General features: G+C 67.0%; 22 protein-coding genes. 11 read left to right on the top strand and 11 right to left on the bottom strand.

Annotation, left to right across the window (positions count from 1 at the left end):
- Positions 1-948: a D-ribose ABC transporter substrate-binding protein gene (locus J0F76_RS02835; protein ID WP_207465489.1), complete on the top strand. Its 948-nt coding sequence runs from the start codon at positions 1-3 to the stop codon at positions 946-948.
- A 51-nt stretch (positions 949-999) separates the two neighbouring features.
- Here the strand turns inward: J0F76_RS02835 and trxB are convergent, their stop codons facing one another.
- Complete coding sequence (gene trxB / locus J0F76_RS02830; RefSeq protein ID WP_207465488.1) at positions 1,000-1,995, bottom strand: thioredoxin-disulfide reductase; 996 nt, start codon at positions 1,993-1,995, stop codon at positions 1,000-1,002.
- 145 nt (positions 1,996-2,140) lie between these two features.
- Here trxB and J0F76_RS02825 point away from each other — a divergent pair, with 145 nt between their 5' ends.
- The gene (locus tag J0F76_RS02825) at positions 2,141-2,641 is read left to right on the top strand and encodes an Lrp/AsnC family transcriptional regulator (protein ID WP_207465487.1); all 501 of its coding nucleotides are present in this window, start codon (positions 2,141-2,143) and stop codon (positions 2,639-2,641) included.
- A gap of 81 nt (positions 2,642-2,722) precedes the next feature.
- Here the strand turns inward: J0F76_RS02825 and gshB are convergent, their stop codons facing one another.
- Positions 2,723-3,667 carry a glutathione synthase gene (gene gshB / locus J0F76_RS02820; protein ID WP_207465485.1) on the bottom strand — a complete coding sequence of 315 codons (945 nt, stop codon included), beginning with the start codon at positions 3,665-3,667 and terminating at the stop codon, positions 2,723-2,725.
- 159 nt (positions 3,668-3,826) lie between these two features.
- Here gshB and fabA point away from each other — a divergent pair, with 159 nt between their 5' ends.
- From fabA to J0F76_RS02800, 4 genes are all read left to right on the top strand, one after another.
- The gene (gene fabA / locus J0F76_RS02815) at positions 3,827-4,336 is read left to right on the top strand and encodes a bifunctional 3-hydroxydecanoyl-ACP dehydratase/trans-2-decenoyl-ACP isomerase (protein WP_207465482.1); all 510 of its coding nucleotides are present in this window, start codon (positions 3,827-3,829) and stop codon (positions 4,334-4,336) included.
- Between the two features lie 36 nt (positions 4,337-4,372).
- Complete coding sequence (gene fabB, locus J0F76_RS02810) at positions 4,373-5,602, top strand: beta-ketoacyl-ACP synthase I (RefSeq protein WP_207465480.1); 1,230 nt, start codon at positions 4,373-4,375, stop codon at positions 5,600-5,602.
- Between the two features lie 15 nt (positions 5,603-5,617).
- Complete coding sequence (locus tag J0F76_RS02805) at positions 5,618-6,406, top strand: enoyl-ACP reductase FabI (RefSeq protein WP_207465478.1); 789 nt, start codon at positions 5,618-5,620, stop codon at positions 6,404-6,406.
- Between the two features lie 66 nt (positions 6,407-6,472).
- A complete protein-coding gene (locus tag J0F76_RS02800) occupies positions 6,473-7,315 on the top strand; it encodes an alpha/beta fold hydrolase (RefSeq protein ID WP_207465476.1) in 843 nt (280 codons plus the stop codon).
- On the opposite strand, the gene J0F76_RS02795 is transcribed toward J0F76_RS02800, so the two are convergent.
- From J0F76_RS02795 to J0F76_RS02780, 4 genes are read right to left on the bottom strand one after another with little or no spacing between them, the layout of a single operon-like run.
- Entirely contained in the window at positions 7,293-7,796 is a 504-nt protein-coding gene (locus J0F76_RS02795) for a phosphatase PAP2 family protein (RefSeq protein WP_242689946.1), read from the bottom strand. The genes J0F76_RS02800 and J0F76_RS02795 overlap by 23 nt on opposite strands.
- A 5-nt stretch (positions 7,797-7,801) precedes the next feature.
- Entirely contained in the window at positions 7,802-8,212 is a 411-nt protein-coding gene (locus J0F76_RS02790) for a cytochrome c (protein ID WP_207465474.1), read from the bottom strand.
- Between the two features lie 46 nt (positions 8,213-8,258).
- Positions 8,259-8,930 carry an ABC transporter ATP-binding protein gene (locus J0F76_RS02785; protein WP_207465472.1) on the bottom strand — a complete coding sequence of 224 codons (672 nt, stop codon included), beginning with the start codon at positions 8,928-8,930 and terminating at the stop codon, positions 8,259-8,261.
- Positions 8,923-10,224 (bottom strand): lipoprotein-releasing ABC transporter permease subunit, encoded by a 1,302-nt coding sequence (locus J0F76_RS02780; protein ID WP_207465470.1) that lies wholly within the window; start codon positions 10,222-10,224, stop codon positions 8,923-8,925. Before J0F76_RS02780 ends, J0F76_RS02785 begins: the two co-directional genes overlap by 8 nt.
- A gap of 135 nt (positions 10,225-10,359) precedes the next feature.
- Here J0F76_RS02780 and radA point away from each other — a divergent pair, with 135 nt between their 5' ends.
- The 3 genes from radA (at position 10,360) to purF (ending at position 14,003) form a co-directional block, all read left to right on the top strand.
- The gene (gene radA, locus J0F76_RS02775) at positions 10,360-11,736 is read left to right on the top strand and encodes a DNA repair protein RadA (RefSeq protein WP_207465468.1); all 1,377 of its coding nucleotides are present in this window, start codon (positions 10,360-10,362) and stop codon (positions 11,734-11,736) included.
- Between the two features lie 42 nt (positions 11,737-11,778).
- Complete coding sequence (locus J0F76_RS02770) at positions 11,779-12,375, top strand: CvpA family protein (protein WP_207465466.1); 597 nt, start codon at positions 11,779-11,781, stop codon at positions 12,373-12,375.
- A gap of 137 nt (positions 12,376-12,512) precedes the next feature.
- Positions 12,513-14,003, top strand: a complete 1,491-nt coding sequence (gene purF, locus J0F76_RS02765; RefSeq protein ID WP_207465464.1) for an amidophosphoribosyltransferase — start codon at positions 12,513-12,515, stop codon at positions 14,001-14,003.
- A 52-nt stretch (positions 14,004-14,055) separates the two neighbouring features.
- On the opposite strand, the gene J0F76_RS02760 is transcribed toward purF, so the two are convergent.
- From J0F76_RS02760 to J0F76_RS02745, 4 genes are read right to left on the bottom strand one after another with little or no spacing between them, the layout of a single operon-like run.
- Positions 14,056-14,502 (bottom strand): NUDIX domain-containing protein, encoded by a 447-nt coding sequence (locus J0F76_RS02760; protein WP_207465462.1) that lies wholly within the window; start codon positions 14,500-14,502, stop codon positions 14,056-14,058.
- A complete protein-coding gene (locus J0F76_RS02755) occupies positions 14,499-15,533 on the bottom strand; it encodes a 5-(carboxyamino)imidazole ribonucleotide synthase (protein WP_207465460.1) in 1,035 nt (344 codons plus the stop codon). Before J0F76_RS02755 ends, J0F76_RS02760 begins: the two co-directional genes overlap by 4 nt.
- Entirely contained in the window at positions 15,526-16,011 is a 486-nt protein-coding gene (purE, locus tag J0F76_RS02750; RefSeq protein WP_207465458.1) for a 5-(carboxyamino)imidazole ribonucleotide mutase, read from the bottom strand. Before purE ends, J0F76_RS02755 begins: the two co-directional genes overlap by 8 nt.
- Before the next feature lie 54 nt (positions 16,012-16,065).
- A complete protein-coding gene (locus J0F76_RS02745) occupies positions 16,066-16,284 on the bottom strand; it encodes a YdcH family protein (RefSeq protein ID WP_207465456.1) in 219 nt (72 codons plus the stop codon).
- A gap of 204 nt (positions 16,285-16,488) precedes the next feature.
- On the opposite strand from J0F76_RS02745, the gene J0F76_RS02740 reads away from it, so the two are divergent.
- Both J0F76_RS02740 and J0F76_RS02735 read left to right on the top strand, forming a co-directional pair.
- Positions 16,489-16,899, top strand: coding sequence for an Hsp20 family protein (locus tag J0F76_RS02740; protein ID WP_207465454.1), 411 nt, complete (start codon positions 16,489-16,491; stop codon positions 16,897-16,899).
- Between the two features lie 11 nt (positions 16,900-16,910).
- Complete coding sequence (locus J0F76_RS02735) at positions 16,911-17,138, top strand: DUF1150 family protein (RefSeq protein ID WP_207465452.1); 228 nt, start codon at positions 16,911-16,913, stop codon at positions 17,136-17,138.
- Here the strand turns inward: J0F76_RS02735 and J0F76_RS02730 are convergent.
- Positions 17,125-18,582, bottom strand: coding sequence for an MFS transporter (locus J0F76_RS02730; protein WP_207465450.1), 1,458 nt, complete (start codon positions 18,580-18,582; stop codon positions 17,125-17,127). The genes J0F76_RS02735 and J0F76_RS02730 overlap by 14 nt on opposite strands.
- Positions 18,583-18,606 lie beyond the last annotated feature (24 nt).

Raw genomic sequence — 18,606 nt, 5'->3', positions numbered from 1 at the left:
ATGTTCAAACTGACCCGCCGCGCCATGCTGGCCGCCGCTGCGTCGCTGCCCCTGATGGCCGCCGCAGCCCAGGCCGAGGGGCTGATCACCATCATCGTCAACGACCCGGCGAACCCCTACTGGTTCACGGAAGGCGAGGTCGCCAAGGCCACCGCCGAGGAACTGGGCTATACCGCCAACGTGGCGGCCCACCGGGGCGACACCAACACCGAAAGCACGCTGGTCGATACCGCGATCACCAACAAGTCGGTGGCGCTGATCCTGGACCCCGCGAATGCCGACGGGTCCGTGGGCGCGGTACAGAAGGCCGTCGACGCGGGCATCCCCGTCTTCCTGGTCAACGCCGAGATCAACCAGGAGGGCCTGGCCAAGGCGCAGCTGGTGTCCAACAACGCCCAAGGCGCGGCCCTTGGCGCGCAGGCCTGGGTCGAGGCCGTGGGCGACACCGGCACCTTCGTGGAACTGTTCGGCGCCCCGTCCGACAACAACGCCCAGACCCGTTCCAACGGCTTCGAAACCGTGCTGAGCCAGTATCCCGACCTGCAGAAGGTCGGCCAGGAGGTCGCCAACTGGGACCGCACGCAGGGCTACCAGAAGATGCAGTCGCTGCTGCAGGCCAACCCCGACATCAACGGCGTCATCTCGGGCAACGACGAGATGGCCCTTGGCGCCATTGCCGCGCTGAAGGAAGCGGGCAAGCTGGAGCAGGTCAAGGTCGGCGGTTTTGACGGATCGCCCGACGCGGTCGAGGCCGTGAAGGCCGGCGAGATGCAGTACACCGTCCTGCAGCCCGTCGCCGTCTTCGCCGAGGAAGCCGTCCGCCAGGCCGACAACTTCATCAAGAACGGCTCGACCGGCGTGGAGCAGGAAAAGCAGTTGTTCGACTGCGTGCTGATCAATGCCGACAATGTGGCGCAGATGACGGCGCCCTTCGTGCTGGAGCAGTAAGCACCGATCGCGAAGAAGAAGGGGCGCGGATCACCGCGCCCCTTTTTTCGTTCACTTCGCCATTTCTTCTTCCCGCCAGGCATGGTCGGGATCGGGCTGGCCCGCATCGTCATGATCGGCCAGCCAGTTTTCCGCGTCCAGCGCCGCCATGCAGCCCATGCCCGCGCTTGTCACCGCCTGGCGATAGACGTGGTCGGTCAGGTCACCCGCCGCGAAGACGCCGGGGATCGAGGTGCGGGTGCTGCCCGGTTCCACCTTCACATAGCCGCCGTTGTGCAGTTCAAGCTGGCCCCTGACCAGTTCGCTGGCGGGCGCATGGCCGATGGCCACGAACACGCCGTCCGCCGGGATCGTGCGGGTGCTGCCGTCCACGGTCGAGGCAAGGGTCGCGCCCGTGACGCCCAACGGCGTGTCCACGCCCTGCACCTCGGTCAGCGCATGGTTCCAGATCACCTCGATCTTGGGGTGGTTGAACAGGCGCTTCTGCAGGATCTTCTCGGCCCGCAGGCTGTCGCGGCGGTGGACCAGCGTGACCTTGCTGGCGAACTTGGTCAGGAACAGGGCTTCTTCAACGGCGGTGTTGCCGCCGCCGATCACCACCACCTCGCGGTTGCGGTAGAAGAAGCCGTCGCAGGTCGCGCAGGCGCTGACGCCGAAGCCCTTGAACTTCTCCTCGGACGGCAAGCCCAGCCAGCGGGCCTGTGCGCCGGTCGCTAGGATCACCGCGTCCGCCGTCACCACCCGGCCACTGTCGCAGGTGGCCGTGAAGGGGCGACGTTGCAGGTCCAGCGTCGTGACCATGTCCACCACGATCTCGGCGCCCATGGCGCGGGCGTGCTCCTCCATCTTGACCATCAGCTCGGGACCCTGGATCTCGGTCTCGCCCGGCCAGTTTTCCACTTCGGTGGTGATGGTCAGCTGCCCGCCGGGCTGCATCCCCTGGATCAGCATCGGATTGAGCATCGCGCGCGCGGCATAGACGGCGGCGGTATAGCCGGCCGGGCCGGAGCCCACGATCAGAAGTTTCACATGCGTGCTATCGGTCATCTTGCGTCCCATCCGGTGTTTGTGCATGAGGTAGTCCCTCCGGTCGGAAATCGCAACGCGGGACGCACGCAGAAAGAATATTGCGCGCAAGGTGCCCGCATTGTAGTTTCCGGCAACGCCAAAGACCCGATCAAGAAAGAGCAGCATGGCCGGCGCAAAACTGGACGACATCGACCGCAAGATCCTGGCCGAACTTCAGGCGGACGGCCGGATGACGAATGTCGAACTGGCCCGCCGCGTCGGCATATCCGCGCCCCCTTGCCTGCGCCGCGTCCGCGCGCTGGAGGAGACGGGCTACATCCGCGGCTATCATGCCGACATCGACGCGCGCGAACTGGGCTTCGAGGTGCAGGTCTTTGCCATGGTTCGCCTGGCCCAGCAATCCGAGCGCGACCTGTCGGCCTTCGAGGCCCTGGTGCAGGGCTGGCCCCTGGTCCGCGAATGCCACATGCTGAACGGCGAGATCGACTTCATCCTGAAATGCGTCTCGCCCGACCTGTCCACCTTCCAGCGATTCCTGACGCAATCGCTGACGGCGGCGCCGAACGTCGCAAGCGTCAAGACCTCGCTGGTGATCCGCGCGGCGAAGGACCAGCCGGGCGTGCCGTTCGAGATCGTCGAGGAACGGGTGCGCGAGGCGGGCTGAAGAGCGGGGGCCAGCCCCCGCGCCCCCGGGATATTTGGACCAAGGCAAAAGGGCAGCCGTAGGATGGGGTGAAACCCCGCCCTATGTCGTCAGGCGCCTTTCGATCGCCTGCCAGATGGCCTCGGCCGCGTTGATGCCGTCGAAGCGCTCCAGTTCCTGGATGCCGGTGGGCGAGGTCACGTTGATCTCGGTCAGCCAGCCGTCGATGACGTCGATGCCGGTGAAGATCAGGCCCTTTTCGCGCAAGGTCGGGCCGATGCGGGCGCAGATCTCGTATTCGCGTTCGGTCAGGCCGATCTGTTCCGCCCGGCCACCCACATGCATGTTCGACCGGGCCTCTCCGGTCTGGGGGACGCGGTTGATCGCGCCGACAGGTTCGCCGTCGACCAGGATGATGCGCTTGTCGCCCTTGCTGACGGCATGGATGTATTTCTGCGCGATCATCGGCTCTCGGCTGATGCCTGCGAACAGTTCCAGCAGCGCCGACAGGTTGCGGTCCTCGGGGTCGAGGTGGAACACCCCTGCCCCGCCGTTGCCGTAGAGGGGCTTCACGATGATGTCGCCGTGCCGGTCGCGGAAGGCCCGGATCGCGGCGGGGTCGCGGGCGATCATGGTGGGCGGCGTCAGGTCGGGGAAATCCAGCACCATCAGCTTTTCGGGGCAGTTCCTGACCCAGAACGGGTCGTTGACCACCAGTGCCTTGGGATGCACCCGGTCCAGCAGATGCGTCGAGGTGACATAGGCCATGTCGAAGGGCGGGTCCTGGCGCAGCCAGATCACGTCGAAGTCGGACAGGTCCTCCTCTGCCCAGTCGCCGAAGGTGACGTGATTGCCCTGTTCGCGGCGCAGGGTCACGGGACGGCCGCGCGCGATCACCCGGCCCTCGTCGTAGCGTAGTTGATCGACCGTGTACTGGAACAGCCGGTGGCCGCGCGCCTGCGCCTCCAGGCCGATGCGGAAGGTACTGTCGGCATGGACCGAAACGGCCTCGATCGGGTCCATCTGCAGGGCGACATGCAGGCTCATGGTGTCCTCCTTGAAGGGGTTGGACAGCTTGTCGCCCGGCACCCCGCGGGATGCAAGACCGACCGTCGCATTGACTTGCACGCGCTTTGCCCCAAGTGATAGACGGAACGCCAATTTGGACAAGGCCGGCCGGACGGCCTGCAGGAAAGGCAAGACCGCATGGCGATGGAGAAAACCAGCTTCGACCGCGACGACCTTCTGGCCTGCGCGCGGGGCGAGCTGTTCGGCCCCGGCAATGCGCAACTGCCCGAACCGCCCATGCTGATGATGGACCGCATCACCGACATCTCGGAAGATCGCGGCGAACATGGCAAGGGCCATGTCGTGGCCGAGTTCGACATCACCCCCGACCTGTGGTTCTTCGCCTGCCACTTTCCCGGCAACCCGATCATGCCGGGCTGCCTGGGTCTGGACGGCCTGTGGCAGCTGACCGGCTTCAACCTGGGCTGGCGCGGCTGGCAGGGGCGCGGCTATGCCCTGGGCGTGGGAGAGGTCAAGCTGACCGGCATGGTCCGCCCCGACCGCAAGCTGCTGCGCTATCACGTCGATTTCACAAAAGCCGTGCAGACCCGGCGCCTGACCATGGGCGTGGCCGACGGCCGCGTCGAGGCAGATGGCGAGACCATCTATCAGGTCAAGGACATGAAGGTCGCGCTGTCGTCGAGCTGATGGCGGCCAACTGAACAACACAAGGAGGAAGGCCCCATGCGACGCGTCGTCATCACCGGCCTTGGCATCGTCTCGCCCATCGGCAACAACGCCGACGAGGTCACGGAAAGCCTGAAGGCGGGCCGCTCGGGCATCGTCTTCGCGCCCGACTATGCCGAACACGGGTTCCGCAGCCAGGTCCACGGGATGCCGCAGATCAAGCTTGAGGATCACATCGACAAGCGCAACCTGCGCTTCATGGGTCCGGGCGCGGCCTACAACTTCATCGCCATGGAACAGGCGATCAAGGATTCAGGGCTTGAGGAAGGCGACGTGTCGAACCCGCGCACGGGCCTCATCATGGGATCGGGCGGGCCGTCCACGTCGAACTTCTTTGAGGCGCACCAGACCGTCATCGAAAAGGGCAGCCCCAAGCGGATGGGCCCCTTCATGGTGACGCGCTGCATGTCGTCCACCAACTCGGCCTGTCTGGCGACGCCCTTCAAGATCAAGGGCGTGAACTATTCCATCACCTCGGCCTGTTCGACGTCGGCCCATTGCATCGGCAACGGTGTGGAACAGATCCAGATGGGCAAGCAGGACATCGTCTTCGCGGGCGGGGGCGAGGAACTGGACTGGACGCTGTCCTGCCTGTTCGACGCCATGGGCGCCATGTCGTCGAAATACAACGACACCCCGCAGACCGCGTCCCGCCCTTACGATGCGACCCGCGACGGCTTCGTGATCGCCGGCGGCGGTGGCGTCGTGGTGCTGGAGGAACTGGAGCACGCCCTGGCGCGCGGCGCCAAGATCTATGCCGAAGTCACCGGATATGGCGCGACCAGCGACGGCTATGACATGGTTGCCCCGTCCGGCGAGGGCGGCGAGCGGTCGATGCGGCTGGCCCTGTCCACGCTGCCCGAGGGGCGGACGGTCAGCTATATCAACGCGCATGGCACCTCGACCCCGGTGGGCGACATCGGAGAGGTCAAGGCGATCCGCCGCATCTGGGGCGAGGGCAGCACGCCGCCGATCAGCTCGACGAAGTCGCTGACCGGGCATTCGCTGGGCGCGACGGGCGTCCACGAGGCGATCTACAGCCTGCTGATGTTGCAAAATGACTTCATTGCAGCATCTGCAAACGTGACGACACTGGACCCCGAGATCCAGCCGGGCGAGATTGCCACAAGCCGGGTGGACGATGCCGGCCTCGACTCGGTGCTGTCGAACAGCTTCGGGTTCGGGGGCACCAACGCCGCCCTGCTGATGTCGCGTTACAAGGAATAAGAAACGAGGTCATTGATGGGCGATCTTCTTCAAGGCAAGCGCGGGCTTGTGATGGGGGTCGCCAACGACCACTCCATCGCCTGGGGCATCGCGAAAGCGGTGGCCGCCGAGGGCGCCGAGCTTGCGTTTTCCTATCAGGGTGAGGCTTTCGGCAAGCGGGTGCAGCCGCTTGCGGCCTCGCTGGGGTCGGACTTCCTGCTGGACGTGGACGTGACCGACGACGCCTCGCTTGACGCGGCCTTCGCGGCGATCACGGAACGCTGGGGCCGCCTGGACTTCGTGATCCACGCCATCGCCTTTTCCAACAAGAACGAGTTGACCGGCCGGTTCGTGAACACCAGCCGTGCGAACTTCAAGCACAGCCTCGAGATATCCTGCTATTCGCTGATCGAGGTGGCACGGCGCGCCCACCCCCTGATGACGGAAGGCGGGTCGCTGATCACGCTGACCTATGGCGGGTCGAATCGGGTGACGCCGTTCTACAACGTCATGGGGGTCGCCAAGGCGGCGCTGGAGTCCGCTGTGCGCTATCTGGCGAACGACCTGGGGCCGGACCGCATCCGCGTCAACGCGATCAGCCCCGGCCCCATGAAGACGCTGGCAGGGGCCGCCATCGGCGGGGCGCGCAAGACCTTCCGTCATACCGAGGCCAACGCGCCCCTGCGCGCCAATGCCACGCTGGAGGCGATCGGCGGCACCGCTGTCTGGCTGCTGTCGGACTGGGGCGCCTGCACCACGGGCGAGGTGGTGACGGTCGATGGCGGATATCACGTTCTGGGGATGCCGCAGAGCGAGAATTTGTGAGGTCGAACCGGGGGCTGTCTGCCCCCGGACCCCCGAGGATATTTCAGCCAAGGCAAAGGACGGGCGATGTTCTTCACGACAGACGATGGCGCTCGGCTGGCCTTTTCGGATGAGGGCGAAGGGCTGCCGGTCCTTTGCCTTGCCGGGCTGACGCGGAACATGGGCGATTTCGATTACCTTGCGCCGCATCTGGCGGGGGTGCGGTTGATCCGAATGGATTATCGCGGACGCGGGCAGTCGGATTTCACCGGCGCGGCGACCTATACCGTGCCGCGGGAGGGCAAGGATGCCCTTGCGCTGCTGGATCATCTGGGGATCGGGCGGGCGGCGGTTCTGGGCACGTCGCGCGGTGGCCTGATCGGGCTTCTGCTGGCGGCCGTTGCTCATGATCGTTTGCTGGGGCTGTGCCTGAACGATGTTGGGCCAGTGATCGAGCAGACGGGGCTGGAGCGGATCTTCGACTATGTCGGGCGCAATCCGGCGGCCCGGACGCATGGGGCGCTTGCCGAAAGGCTGGCCGTGGCGATGCCGGGATTTGCCGATGTGCCTGACGGTCGCTGGCTGGCCGATGCGCAGAAGCATTACGAGGAGACGCCCGAGGGTCTGCGGATCAGGTATGATCCCGCCCTGCGCGAGGCGTTCCTGGCGGCGTTCCAGGGTGAACCGCCCGACCTGTGGCCTTTGTGGGACGCGACGGCGGGCCTGCCGGTCGCACTGATACGGGGCGCGAATTCCGACCTGCTGGCGGCCGAGGCCGCTGGCGAAATGCTGCGGCGCCGTCCCGAAACGATCTTCGCCGAGGTGCCGGGGCGCGCCCATGTGCCGTGGCTGGACGAACCGGAGTCGCTGGCCGCGATCAATGCCTGGCTGGACCGCTGCGGGCGGCTCAGAAGCGCATCCCGACGTTGAAGCTGGCCCCCTCGGTCCCGATGCCGAAATCGGCGGCGCCGAAGCTGAAGCCGATCAAGGCGCCGGTCAGCACCTGCTGCGCCGTGTGTTCGCCCGCGTGGACGCGACTGGCGGCCGCCAGGCCCGCCACGCCGTAAAGGCCGATGCCCGCTGCGGGGTCGTCGGGAAAGCACTTGCCGGCAAGGTCGGCGGCGCCAAAGGCCGCTGCGGCGGAATGGCCCGACGGAAACCCCTTTCCCTCGCCCGATGGCCGGACCGAGACCGGCGTGCCGTCAAGCCATGTCTTCAGGCCCAGGACCAGAACCGCCTGCAAGGCGCCGCGGACCGCGAAGTCCTCCAGCCGGTCATCGCGGGCAGCGCAGGCGGCGGCGGCCAGCGGCAGGCCGAACTTCATCGCGGTGCCGAAGTCCTCGAACGGATCGGCGGCTGCGGGTTGGGCCGCCGCCCCAAGGACCGCGGCAAGCAGGACATTCCGGATCATGCGCCCTAACGCTGCATCGCCTCGACATATTCCATCAGCGCGACCAGCCGGGCCGGAGTGGGCGTCTGGATTCCGTCGCCCGCGTCATAGGGGATGGTCGGCCCTTCCAGAAGATCGCCGAACTCTGGCATCGGCGATTCGCTGCGGCCGGGCGTGAAGCCATAGATGTGGCCCATCACCTGCAGGCGCGGGAAAACCCCGCCGTTCTTGGCGGCCACGCGGGTCAGGTCGACGGGCGCCGGCGTCATTCCAGCGGCGGCCGGCCCGCCGCCCCTGCCGTCGGCGCCGTGGCAATCAACGCACAGCGCGACGAAATCGTTACGCGCCCGAGCCTGGTCCGACATCTGTGGCGCGCAGGCCGCGATCAGGCCCGCCATCGCCATTCCGGACAGGGCCGCCCCATATGTTGCCTTCATTGCTGCCTCTCTGGTTGCCTGAGTGACTTTGCCCCGGCGGTGCGGGTCACGCAACCGTCTGATGCAGGCGGACGATGCGATCCATGCGGGCGGCAAGATCGTGGTTATGCGTGGCGATCAGCGCCGACAAGCCGGTCTCGCGGACAAGCGTCACCAGCATTCCGAAGACCCGGTCCGATGTCTCGGGATCGAGATTGCCGGTCGGCTCGTCCGCAAGCAGCAGGGCGGGCTGGTTCGCCAGCGCCCGGCAGAAGGCCACACGCTGCTGTTCGCCCCCTGACAGGGCGGCCGGGCGATGGTCGGCGCGCGGTGACAGACCCACGCGACCCAACAGGTCCTCGGCGCGGCGCGCGGCGTCGCGCTGCGGCACGCCATTGGCCAGTTGCGGCAGGATGATGTTCTCGGCCGCCGTGAACTCGGGCAGAAGATGGTGGAACTGGTAGACGAAGCCCAGCTCGGCCCGGCGCGCCTCGGTCCGCGCCTTGTCGGGCAGGCCGGTCATGTCGCGGCCGTTCAGGATCACGCGGCCGGTGTCGGGCGTGTCCAGCAGTCCGGCGATATGCAGCAGCGTCGACTTGCCCGCGCCCGAGGGCGCGACCAAGGCCACGACCTCGCCCCGCGACACCGCCAGGTTCAGGCCGCGCAGCACTTCGACGGGGGCGGGCCCGTCCTTGCCATAGGTCTTGCCGACTCCTTCAAGCCGCAGGATGTCACTCATAGCGCAGCGCCTCGACCGGGTTCATGCGCGCGGCACGGCGCGCGGGAAAGATGGTGACGACGAAGGAAAGGAACAGCGACAGCGCCACGGCCCGGAAGATGTCCCAGGCGCGCAGTTCGGCCGGCAGGCGATAGATGCCGCGCACCTCGGGCTGCCAGGCGCCGCCGCCGGTCAGCGCGTTCAGCGCCGCCATGATGTTGTCCACGTTCAGCGCAAGAGCCACGCCCAGGATGACCCCCGCGACCGTGCCGATGACCCCGGTGAAGGCCCCGCAAAGGAAGAAGACCCGCAGCACCGCCCCTTCCGTCAGGCCCATGGTGCGCAGGATGCCGATGTCGCGGCCCTTGTTCTTGACCAGCATGATCAGGCCGCTTGTGATGTTCATGGACGCGATCAGCACCAGGACCGACAGGATCACGAACATGACGTCATCCTCCATGTCCAGTGCCGCCAGGAACGACCCCGAGGAGTCGCGCCAGTTCCAGACCTGCGCCCCCTCGCCCGCCGCCTGCAGCAGCGGCATCGTCCAGTCGTCGACCTGCTCGGGATCGGTCACGAAGACCTCGATCTCGTCGGCCACGCCCTCGCGGTTGAAGTAGGACTGCGCCTCGGCCATGGGCATGTAGATGCGGGTGCGGTCGATGTCGTATCGTCCGGCGCTGAAGATATATGTCACCTCGTAGGCCTTCACGCGCGGCGTGGTGCCGATGGCGGTGCGCGCACCCTCGGGGGCGATCAGGCGGATCTTGTCGCCCAGGCCCACGGCCAATTCGCGGGCTATGCCCGAGCCGATGGCAATGCCCCGCTCGAAGTCCTCAAGACTGCCGACCGACGTCCCGGGGTCAACGATGCGCGGCATTGCCTTCAGATCCTCGAGGCTTACGCCGAAAACCTCAGCCACGTTCGAGCTGTCGTTCGCGGTCGCCATGACCTGCCCGCGCACGACCGGCGCGGTGCGGGTGACGCCCGGAACCTGACCAAGCGTGGCGGCCATCGCGTCATAATCGGCGATCCGGCCGGGCACGACATAAACGTCATCCGTGAACTCGTTGCTGATGCGCTGGGGCGCCATGTAGACGGTCGTATGGGCGTTGGCGCCCAGGATCGTGTCCACGAACTCGGCCCGGAAGCCCGCCCGCACGGCCAGGGTCGCGATCAGCGCCATCACGCCAAGCGCGATGCCGATCAGGCTGATCCAGGTCATGACGCTGACGCCCCCCTCGGCCCGGCGGGCGCGCAGGTATCGCCAGGCGATCATGAATTCGTAGCGGGAGAACGGTCGGGGACTGGCCATGCGGATGTGCCTTGATTTTGCGCGCAGAACCTGACCGGGGCTCTGCCAAAGATCAACCCGACAAAGCCGTGAGGGCTTCTTCGTTGCGCAAATACCCAACTTGCGACGGCGGCCCCCAACTGCCACATACCCGTTATGGCAAAACCCACCAATGCTTTCACCTGCACCGCCTGCGGCGCGTCGCACAAGAAATGGGCCGGGCGCTGCGACGCCTGCGGCGCCTGGAACACCATCGTCGAGGAAGCGCCCCTGTCCCAGGGTCCGGGCCGGGGCCTGGGCGCCCACAAGGGCCGCGCGGTTCCCCTCTCCAGCCTCGCCACCACCGAACCCCCGCCCCCGCGCAGCCTGTCGGCGATGGAGGAACTGGACCGCGTCCTTGGCGGCGGCCTCGTGCCGGGCAGCGCGATCCTGGTCGGCGGCGATCCCGGCATCGGCAAGTCCACGCTGCTGCTGCAGGGCGCGGCGGCCTTTGCCCGGCGCGGCGCGAACGCCGTCTACATCAGCGGCGAGGAGGCCAGCGCCCAGGTGCGGATGCGGGCGCAGCGGCTGGGGCTGGCGGATGCGCCGGTCCGGCTGGGGGCCGAAACGAACCTGCGCGACATCCTGACCACGCTGGACAACGAACGGCCGGACCTGGCGATCATCGATTCCGTCCAGACGCTCTGGTCCGACCAGGTCGAGGCCGCGCCCGGCAGCGTGGCCCAGGTCCGCGCCGCCGCGCATGAGCTTGTGACCTTCGCCAAGCGCAAGGGGGTGGCGATCTTCCTGGTGGGCCACGTGACCAAGGAAGGCCAGATCGCCGGCCCCCGTGTGGTCGAACACATGGTCGATACCGTCATCTATTTCGAGGGCGAGCGGGGCCACCAGTTCCGCATCCTGCGGTCGGTCAAGAACCGCTTCGGCCCGGCGGACGAGATCGGCGTCTTCGAGATGACCGGCAGCGGCCTGGCCGAGGTCGCCAACCCCTCGGCCCTGTTCCTGTCCGAACGCGGCCAGCCGGTCCCCGGCAGCGCCGTCTTCGCCGGCATCGAGGGAACGCGCCCCGTGCTGACCGAGGTGCAGGCGCTTGTGGCGCCCTCCACGCTGGCTTCGCCGCGACGCACGGTCGTGGGCCTCGACAGCGGCCGGGTCAGCACGATCCTGGCGGTGCTGGAGGCGCGCTGCGGCATTCCGTTCGCGGGCCTGGACGTGTTCCTGAACGTCGCGGGCGGGATGCGGGTCAACGAACCCGCCGCCGATCTGGCCATCGCGGGCGCGCTGCTGTCGGCGCGCGAAGACAGCGCCCTGCCGCCCGAGGCCGTGCTGTTCGGCGAAATCAGCCTGTCGGGCGCGCTGCGCCCCGTCGCGCAGGCCGAAAACAGGTTGAAAGAAGCGCAGAAACTTGGTTTTTCACAGGCGATTTTGCCCGACAGCCAGAAGGTCGAGGGCACGGGACAGGATCGGGGCGGCATGGGGATCAGCCGCATCGCCGACCTGACGGGATTCGTGGGCGAGGTCTTCGGCGCCGGCTGAAGTGCCTGAAACGACAACATAACCGGCGCAAGGGGCAGTTCCATGGACGGGTTCACAGTTATCGACGCGGTAGTGGCTGCGGGCATCATCCTTTCGGCCATCCTGGCCTGGTCGCGCGGCTTCGTGCGCGAATCGCTGGCGATCCTGGGCTGGATCGGCGCGGCCATCCTGGCCTTCATCTTCGCCGCCGCCATGCGACCCTTGATCGCACAGCTTCCGGTGCTGGACCGTTTCCTGGGCGACAGTTGCGAACTGGCCACCATCGCGGGCTTCGCCGTGGTCTTCGCGCTGGCGCTCGTGGTCTTCTCGATAATCACCCCCTTGTTCTCGTCGGTCGTGCAGCGGTCGGCACTTGGCGGGGTGGATCAGGGCATGGGCTTCCTGTTCGGGGTGGCGCGCGGCATCCTGCTGGTGGCCATCGCCTTCATCGTTTATGACCGCGTGATGACAAGCCAACAGGTTGCGGTGGTGGAAAACAGCCGCAGCGCCCAGGTGTTCGAGCGGATGCGCGGCCAGCTGGACAGCCAGGTTCCCGACGACGCACCGGGTTGGATCGTCAGCCGCTATGAACAGATGGTCGCGGGCTGCACGGCGACTGCCGCGCCGTCAGCCCAGGAAACGCCGCCTGCCGCGAACTGATGCCTTCGCGGCATGGCTGCCTTGCCATGACGTTTAAGTGACGAAAAACCGCCCCCGCCGCCGCACGGGGGCGTGACTTTATGGCGCACCCGCACTACATAGCGCGGGACAGCCCCACAGCCATTCAGGACGCCACGATGCAACCATTCCTGGCCCACCCGTTCGATTCGGACCGTTTGCACGAAGAATGCGGCATTTTCGGTGCGATCGGCGTGGTCGACGCTTCGAACTTCGTGGCCTTGGGCCTCCATGCGCTTCAGCATCGCGGGCAAGAGGCCGGAGGCATCGTCGCCCACGACCCCGAGCACGGCTTCAACAGCGCGCACCGCTTCGGCTATGTCCGCGACAACTTCACCAAGGCCGAGGTGATGGCCACCCTGCCCGGGCCGCTGGCCATCGGGCACGTCCGCTACTCCACCGCCGGGACCAAGGCTGCGACCGCCATCCGGGACGTGCAGCCGTTCTTCGGCGAATTCCACATGGGCGGCTGCGCCATCGCCCATAACGGCAACATTACCAACGCGGCAGCCCTGCGCCGCGAGTTGATCGAGCGCGGCTCGATCTTCCAGTCGTCCTCGGACAGCGAATGCATCATCCACCTGATGGCTCGGTCCATCCAGCGCAACATACCGGAACGGATGAAGGACGCCCTGCGCCGGATCGAAGGCGCGTTTTCCGTCATCGCCATGACGCGGACCAAGCTGATCGGCGTGCGCGACCCCTTGGGCGTGCGTCCGCTGGTCCTGGGCAAGGTGGGCGACGAAGGTTTCGTGCTGGCTTCGGAAACCTGTGCGCTGGACATCATCGGCGCCGACTTCGTGCGCGAGATCGATCCTGGCGAGATGGTGGTGATCTCTCGCGGAGAGGTCGAGTCGTCGCGGCCCTTCGGTCCGTCGAAAGGGCGGTTCTGCATCTTCGAGCATGTCTATTTCTCGCGCCCCGATTCGATCATCGGCGGGCGCTCGGTTTATGAAACCCGTCGCCAGATCGGCGTGGAACTGGCCCGCGAGGCACCCATCGAGGCGGATCTCGTCTGCCCCGTCCCCGACAGCGGCACGCCTGCGGCCATCGGTTTCGCCCAGGAATCGGGCATCCCCTATGGCATGGGGATCATCCGCAACCAGTACATGGGCCGCACCTTCATCGAGCCGACCGAGCAGATCCGCAACATGGGCGTGCGGTTGAAGCTGAACGTCAACCGGTCGCTGATCGCGGGCAAGCGCGTGGTGCTGGTGGACGACAGCGTGGTGCGCGGCACCACGTCGCGCAAGATCAAGGACATGATCCTGGACGCGGGTGCGGCCGCCGTGCATTTCCGCATCGCCTCGCCGCCCACCGCCTGGCCCTGCTTCTATGGCGTGGACACGCCCGACCGTGACAAGCTGCTGGCGGCGCAGATGACGACCGAGGAGATGCGCGACTGGATCGGCGTCGATTCGCTGGCCTTCGTGTCGCTTGACGGTCTTTACCGCGCCGTGGGCGAGGCGCAGGGACGCAACAAGTCCTGCCCGCAATACTGCGACGCCTGCTTCTCGGGCGATTATCCCGTGGCGCCGTTCGACCAGCTGGAGCGGGGCTTCCGCATGAAGGCGGGGTCGGAAACGGCGATGAACGAGGCGGCGGAGTAAGCCGGGGCGCTTCGCCCCCGGACCCCCGAGGATATTTGAGCCAAGATGAAAGCTAGCCTACGACCCGCTCCAGCGGATCGTACCAGGCGGCGTGCGGACCCCAGACGGCGCGGGCCAGCATGGCTGGCTTGTGGCGCAGCCTGGCCAGTTCAGCGCGTCGGGCCCAGCAAAAGCGGTTCACGACGCCTTCGGGGTCTTCGAGGATGATCCCGACGTCGCCATTCAGCGAGGCGCGGAAGATGATCTCGACCTGATGGAAGCCGCGTTCGGGATCGTGGAATTCGTTCACCAGGATCGGAGCGCTGACGGTGATCGCCAGGCCGGTTTCCTCGGCCACCTCGCGGATCAGGTTTTCGGGCAGGGACTGGCCGGGTTCGACCCCGCCGCCGGGCAGGCACCAGAGATCCGACTGCCGGCCGGGATAGGCGTTGACCATCAGCAGCCGGTCGTCGCGCAGGATCGCCGCGCGGACGGCCAGCCGGGGCCGAGCCAGCGTCATCCGGTGATCCGGTTGACATGGCCCATCTTGCGTCCCGGACGCGGCGTGCCCTTGCCGTAGAGATGGACCTGCACGTTCGGCGTCCTGAGCAGGTCCGGCACCCGATCCAGGTCGTCGCCGATCAGGTTTTCCATCGCCACGGCGGCGTAGCGCTTGCCGTCGCCAAGCGGCAGGCCGGCGACCGCACGGATATGCTGTTCGAACTGGTCCACGGCGCAACCCGCCTGCGTCCAGTGGCCCGAATTGTGGACGCGGGGGGCGATCTCGTTCACGATCAGGCCTTGCGGGGTGAAGAACAGTTCGACCCCCATGACGCCGATGTAGTCCAGCGCGTTGGCGATCCGCGCGGCGATCAGCACGGCGTCGGTCGTGGTCTTGGAGGGCAGTCCGCAGGGCACGGTGGTGGTGCGCAGGATGCCGTCGCGGTGGACGTTCAGGCCGGGGTCGAAGGCCGCGACCTGACCGTCGGCGCCGCGCGCGATGATGACGCTGATCTCGGCGCTGAAATCGACGAAGCCTTCCAGGACGGAGGGCGCACCGGTCCATTCGGCCGGGCCGTCGCCGATGCGGACCTGCCCCTTGCCGTCGTAGCCCATCCGCCGGGTTTTCAGGATCGAGGGACGGCCGATGGCTGCGATGGCGGCGTCCAGGTCGGATTCGGACGGCACATCGGCGAAGGGCGCGGTCGCCAGGCCGATGTCATTCAGGAAGGTCTTTTCAGCCAGCCGGTCCTGCGACACCGCCAGCGCGCGGCGGTTCGGGCGGATCGGCCGGATCGATTCCAGCAGGTCCAGGGCCGAGGTCGGCACGTTCTCGAATTCATAGGTGATCACGTCCACGCTTTCGGCGAAGGCACGCAGGGCGTCGACGTCCTCATAGGGCGCGGTCGTCAGCCGCCAGGCCACGTCGCCTGCGGGCGCGGCGCCGGGCTCGAAGATGTGGCAGCGCAGGCCAAGGCGGCTGGCGGCGACGGACAGCATCCGGCCCAACTGGCCGCCGCCCAGGATGCCGATCGTCTGGACGTCATTCATCGCGCGGCTCCTGAGGGATCGAGTCGGACAAGGCCTGGCGCCAGGCGTTCAGGCGTTCGGCCAAGGCGGGATCGCTGATGGCCAGGATACCTGCCGCCATCAGCCCGGCATTGGCGGCGCCTGCCGCGCCGATGGCCATGGTGGCCACGGGATAGCCCTTGGGCATCTGCAGGATGGAATAAAGGGAATCGACCCCGGACAGCGCCTTGGTCTGCACCGGCACGCCGATCACCGGCACGCGGGTCTTCGACGCCATCATGCCCGGCAGATGCGCCGCGCCGCCCGCGCCCGCGATGATGACCTTCAGGCCGCGCGACACGGCGGTCTTGCCATAGTCCCACAACCGGTCGGGCGTGCGATGGGCGCTGACGATCCGCGCCTCGTAGCCCACCCCCAGTTCGTCCAGTATCGCTGCGGCCTCGCGCATGGTGGGCCAGTCGGACTGGCTGCCCATGATGATCCCGACCGGTTTGTCCATCGCCGTTCCCCGATTGCTTGCGCCCGCAATAGCGCGCGGGGCGCAGGCCCGCAATCAGGCGATGATGTCGGGAGTGATCTCATCCTCGAGCCGGGCGATCTGGTCCTTGAGGACCAGCTTCTGCTTTTTCAGCCGCTGCAGCGCGAGCGAGGACGTAAGCTGCTGCGCCGACAAGGCCGCGATCGCCTCGTCAAGGTCGCGATGCTCGCACCGCAGGGCCGCCAGTCGCGCGCGGGCGATATCGTCGTGGGACATCTCGTGGTGCATGTTCATCTGGCTTTGCCCGGTGGGACGTTTGACCCTGTTTCCAGCATCATAGCGCGTCTTGTCGGCGGTGTTAACAGGAACGCGTGGTTAACGGAATATTCCCGTGTCCGCACCGCATCTTGCGCTGGGCGTCACCACCCCACATATAATCGTCAACGGGTTGCCGGATCGGGGCCCGCCATGCAGTCGCTTCATGGGCAGAGGGCTGAGATGACGAAGATTTCGCTGGGGGCGCACCCCTACCTGCTGGGTTTCGACCAGCTGGAGCGTTTGGCAGAACGCGCCGCCAAGGGCGCCGAGGGCTATCCGCCTTTCAACATCGAGCATATCGCGCCCGACGGCTTCCGCATCACGCTGGCCGTGGCCGGTTTTTCCGAAGCCGACCTGTCGGTCACGACCGAGGACCGGCAGCTTGTCATCCGCGGCCGCCAGGCCGAGCCCGATACCGGGCGCGTGTTCCTGCACCGGGGCATCGCCTCGCGCGCGTTCCAGCGCAGTTTCGTTCTGGCCGACGGGGTCGAGGTCGTGGGCGCGCAGATCGAAAACGGGCTGCTGCATGTGGACCTTCGCCGCGAACGTCCGCAGCAGGTCGTCCAGACCATTCCGATCAGCCGCAAGTAAAGGGGATCATCATGGATACCAAATTCGATTTCGGCGGCATCGACGCCGAAAAGACAGTCTATATCCGGCAGGTCGAGACCCGCACCCTGCCGCAGGAAATCCGCCAGCAACTGCCGGGCGTTGAAAGCATGTATGCCGTCCACGACACCGATGGCGAACGCCTGGCGCTTGTCAAGGACCGGTCGCTGGCCTTCATGCTGGCGCGCCAGAACGAACTGACGCCCGTCAGCGTCCACTGACGCTTTCACGGCGCGGCAAGGGATCGGCCTTGCCGCGCAAGGCTCCTCGCAGCGCAAGGACGACCAGGATCGCCGTGAACGCGCCGACCTGATAAACCAGCGCATGGGACATGGCCCCGGCATAATCATCTCCGCCCTGCCCGTGCAGCCGGACAAAGAACAGGCTGGACACGACCGCGATCCCGACGGCCGCACCGACCTGCTGGAAGGCCTGCATCGCCCCCGATCCTGCGCCCGCATCATGGCCCGGCACCGCCTGCAGGACGGACTGGAACAGCGGAGAGATGGTCAGTCCCATCCCGAAGCCGCAGATTGCCAGGGGTGCCGCCAGCGACAGCGCGCTGAAGGCTTGCGGCGGGTGCCCCGTGGCGTGGCGCAGGAAGATCATCCCGCCCAGCAGGATCGACACGCCGATGGCCATCCGCGGCGACAGCCACCTGGTGCCGAAGCGGCCGGTGATGTAGCTGCCCAGCATGATGCCCAGCGGAAACGGCGCCGTGGCGATGCCCGACTGCATTGGGTCAAGGCCGAAGCCGGTCTGCAGATAGATCGCCAGCACCAGGAACATCCCCGGTATGGCCGAGAAATGCAGCATCACCATGGCCACGCCCGATAGGAAGCCCCAGTTCCGCATCAGGGTGACGGGCAGCAGTTGCGCGCGCCCCTGGCGCGACAACGCCACCTGCCGTTGCACGAACAGCGCGCCGACCGGCAGGGCTGCAGCCAGCATCGCCACGCACCACCAGGGCCAGCCCAGCAGCGCGCCCTCGATCACCGGCAGGACGATCAGCAGGACGGCGGCGGAAAACAGCGCGATGCCGATCCAGTCGATCGCCATGCGCCGGTCGGACGACAGCTTGGGAATCCAGCGCAGGCCCGCCGCGATCACGAACAGCCCGACCGGCAGGTTCACGAGGAAGATCGGCCGCCAGTCGAGCCCCGCGATGTTGCCGGTGATCAACGCCCCGCCCAGCAGCGGCCCCGTCACCGCGCCCAGGCTTGCGACCACGCCTGCCAGCGCAAAGGCGCGCGCCTTCTGTTCGGGGGGAAACATCACGTGCATGATCGCCATGACCTGCGGCACCATCATCGCGCCGCCGATCCCCTGCAGCGCGCGCGACCAGATCAGCATGGGCATGGTCTGCGCGAACCCGCACAAGGCGGATGCCAGCGTGAACAGCCCCACGCCCATCAGGAACAGCCGCTTGCGCCCGAACTTGTCGCCGAAGCGTCCGAAGGGCAGCAGCCCGGCGGCAAAGGCCAGCACATAGGCGGCGGACACCCACTCGATCTGGGCGGCGGTCGCGCCGAGGTTGCGCTGAATCGAGGGCAGCGCCACGTTGACGATGCTGACATCGATCAGGTTCATGAAGTTGCCCAGCAGCAGCAGCACGGTGGCAAGCCAGGGATTGTAGCCGGGGTCGCCTGCGCGCGTCGGGGTCATGGGGGGACTGCCTTCCTGCGGAAT

This window comes from Paracoccus fontiphilus, from assembly GCF_017356265.1.
GTDB classification, from domain to species: Bacteria; Pseudomonadota; Alphaproteobacteria; order Rhodobacterales; family Rhodobacteraceae; genus Paracoccus; species Paracoccus fontiphilus.
This window is presented reverse-complemented; position numbering and strand designations above follow the sequence as displayed.

Excerpts from the sequence above, each read along its gene's own strand:
- J0F76_RS02835 (WP_207465489.1), top strand. The coding sequence starts at position 1 with ATGTTCAAACTGACCCGCCGCGCCATGCTGGCCGCCGCTGCGTCGCTG.
- trxB (WP_207465488.1), bottom strand. The coding sequence starts at position 1,995 with ATGACCGATAGCACGCATGTGAAACTTCTGATCGTGGGCTCCGGCCCG.
- J0F76_RS02825 (WP_207465487.1), top strand. The coding sequence starts at position 2,141 with ATGGCCGGCGCAAAACTGGACGACATCGACCGCAAGATCCTGGCCGAA.
- gshB (WP_207465485.1), bottom strand. The coding sequence starts at position 3,667 with ATGAGCCTGCATGTCGCCCTGCAGATGGACCCGATCGAGGCCGTTTCG.
- fabA (WP_207465482.1), top strand. The coding sequence starts at position 3,827 with ATGGCGATGGAGAAAACCAGCTTCGACCGCGACGACCTTCTGGCCTGC.
- fabB (WP_207465480.1), top strand. The coding sequence starts at position 4,373 with ATGCGACGCGTCGTCATCACCGGCCTTGGCATCGTCTCGCCCATCGGC.
- J0F76_RS02805 (WP_207465478.1), top strand. The coding sequence starts at position 5,618 with ATGGGCGATCTTCTTCAAGGCAAGCGCGGGCTTGTGATGGGGGTCGCC.
- J0F76_RS02800 (WP_207465476.1), top strand. The coding sequence starts at position 6,473 with ATGTTCTTCACGACAGACGATGGCGCTCGGCTGGCCTTTTCGGATGAG.
- J0F76_RS02795 (WP_242689946.1), bottom strand. The coding sequence starts at position 7,796 with ATGATCCGGAATGTCCTGCTTGCCGCGGTCCTTGGGGCGGCGGCCCAA.
- J0F76_RS02790 (WP_207465474.1), bottom strand. The coding sequence starts at position 8,212 with ATGAAGGCAACATATGGGGCGGCCCTGTCCGGAATGGCGATGGCGGGC.
- J0F76_RS02785 (WP_207465472.1), bottom strand. The coding sequence starts at position 8,930 with ATGAGTGACATCCTGCGGCTTGAAGGAGTCGGCAAGACCTATGGCAAG.
- J0F76_RS02780 (WP_207465470.1), bottom strand. The coding sequence starts at position 10,224 with ATGGCCAGTCCCCGACCGTTCTCCCGCTACGAATTCATGATCGCCTGG.
- radA (WP_207465468.1), top strand. The coding sequence starts at position 10,360 with ATGGCAAAACCCACCAATGCTTTCACCTGCACCGCCTGCGGCGCGTCG.
- J0F76_RS02770 (WP_207465466.1), top strand. The coding sequence starts at position 11,779 with ATGGACGGGTTCACAGTTATCGACGCGGTAGTGGCTGCGGGCATCATC.
- purF (WP_207465464.1), top strand. The coding sequence starts at position 12,513 with ATGCAACCATTCCTGGCCCACCCGTTCGATTCGGACCGTTTGCACGAA.
- J0F76_RS02760 (WP_207465462.1), bottom strand. The coding sequence starts at position 14,502 with ATGACGCTGGCTCGGCCCCGGCTGGCCGTCCGCGCGGCGATCCTGCGC.
- J0F76_RS02755 (WP_207465460.1), bottom strand. The coding sequence starts at position 15,533 with ATGAATGACGTCCAGACGATCGGCATCCTGGGCGGCGGCCAGTTGGGC.
- purE (WP_207465458.1), bottom strand. The coding sequence starts at position 16,011 with ATGGACAAACCGGTCGGGATCATCATGGGCAGCCAGTCCGACTGGCCC.
- J0F76_RS02745 (WP_207465456.1), bottom strand. The coding sequence starts at position 16,284 with ATGAACATGCACCACGAGATGTCCCACGACGATATCGCCCGCGCGCGA.
- J0F76_RS02740 (WP_207465454.1), top strand. The coding sequence starts at position 16,489 with ATGACGAAGATTTCGCTGGGGGCGCACCCCTACCTGCTGGGTTTCGAC.
- J0F76_RS02735 (WP_207465452.1), top strand. The coding sequence starts at position 16,911 with ATGGATACCAAATTCGATTTCGGCGGCATCGACGCCGAAAAGACAGTC.
- J0F76_RS02730 (WP_207465450.1), bottom strand. The coding sequence starts at position 18,582 with ATGACCCCGACGCGCGCAGGCGACCCCGGCTACAATCCCTGGCTTGCC.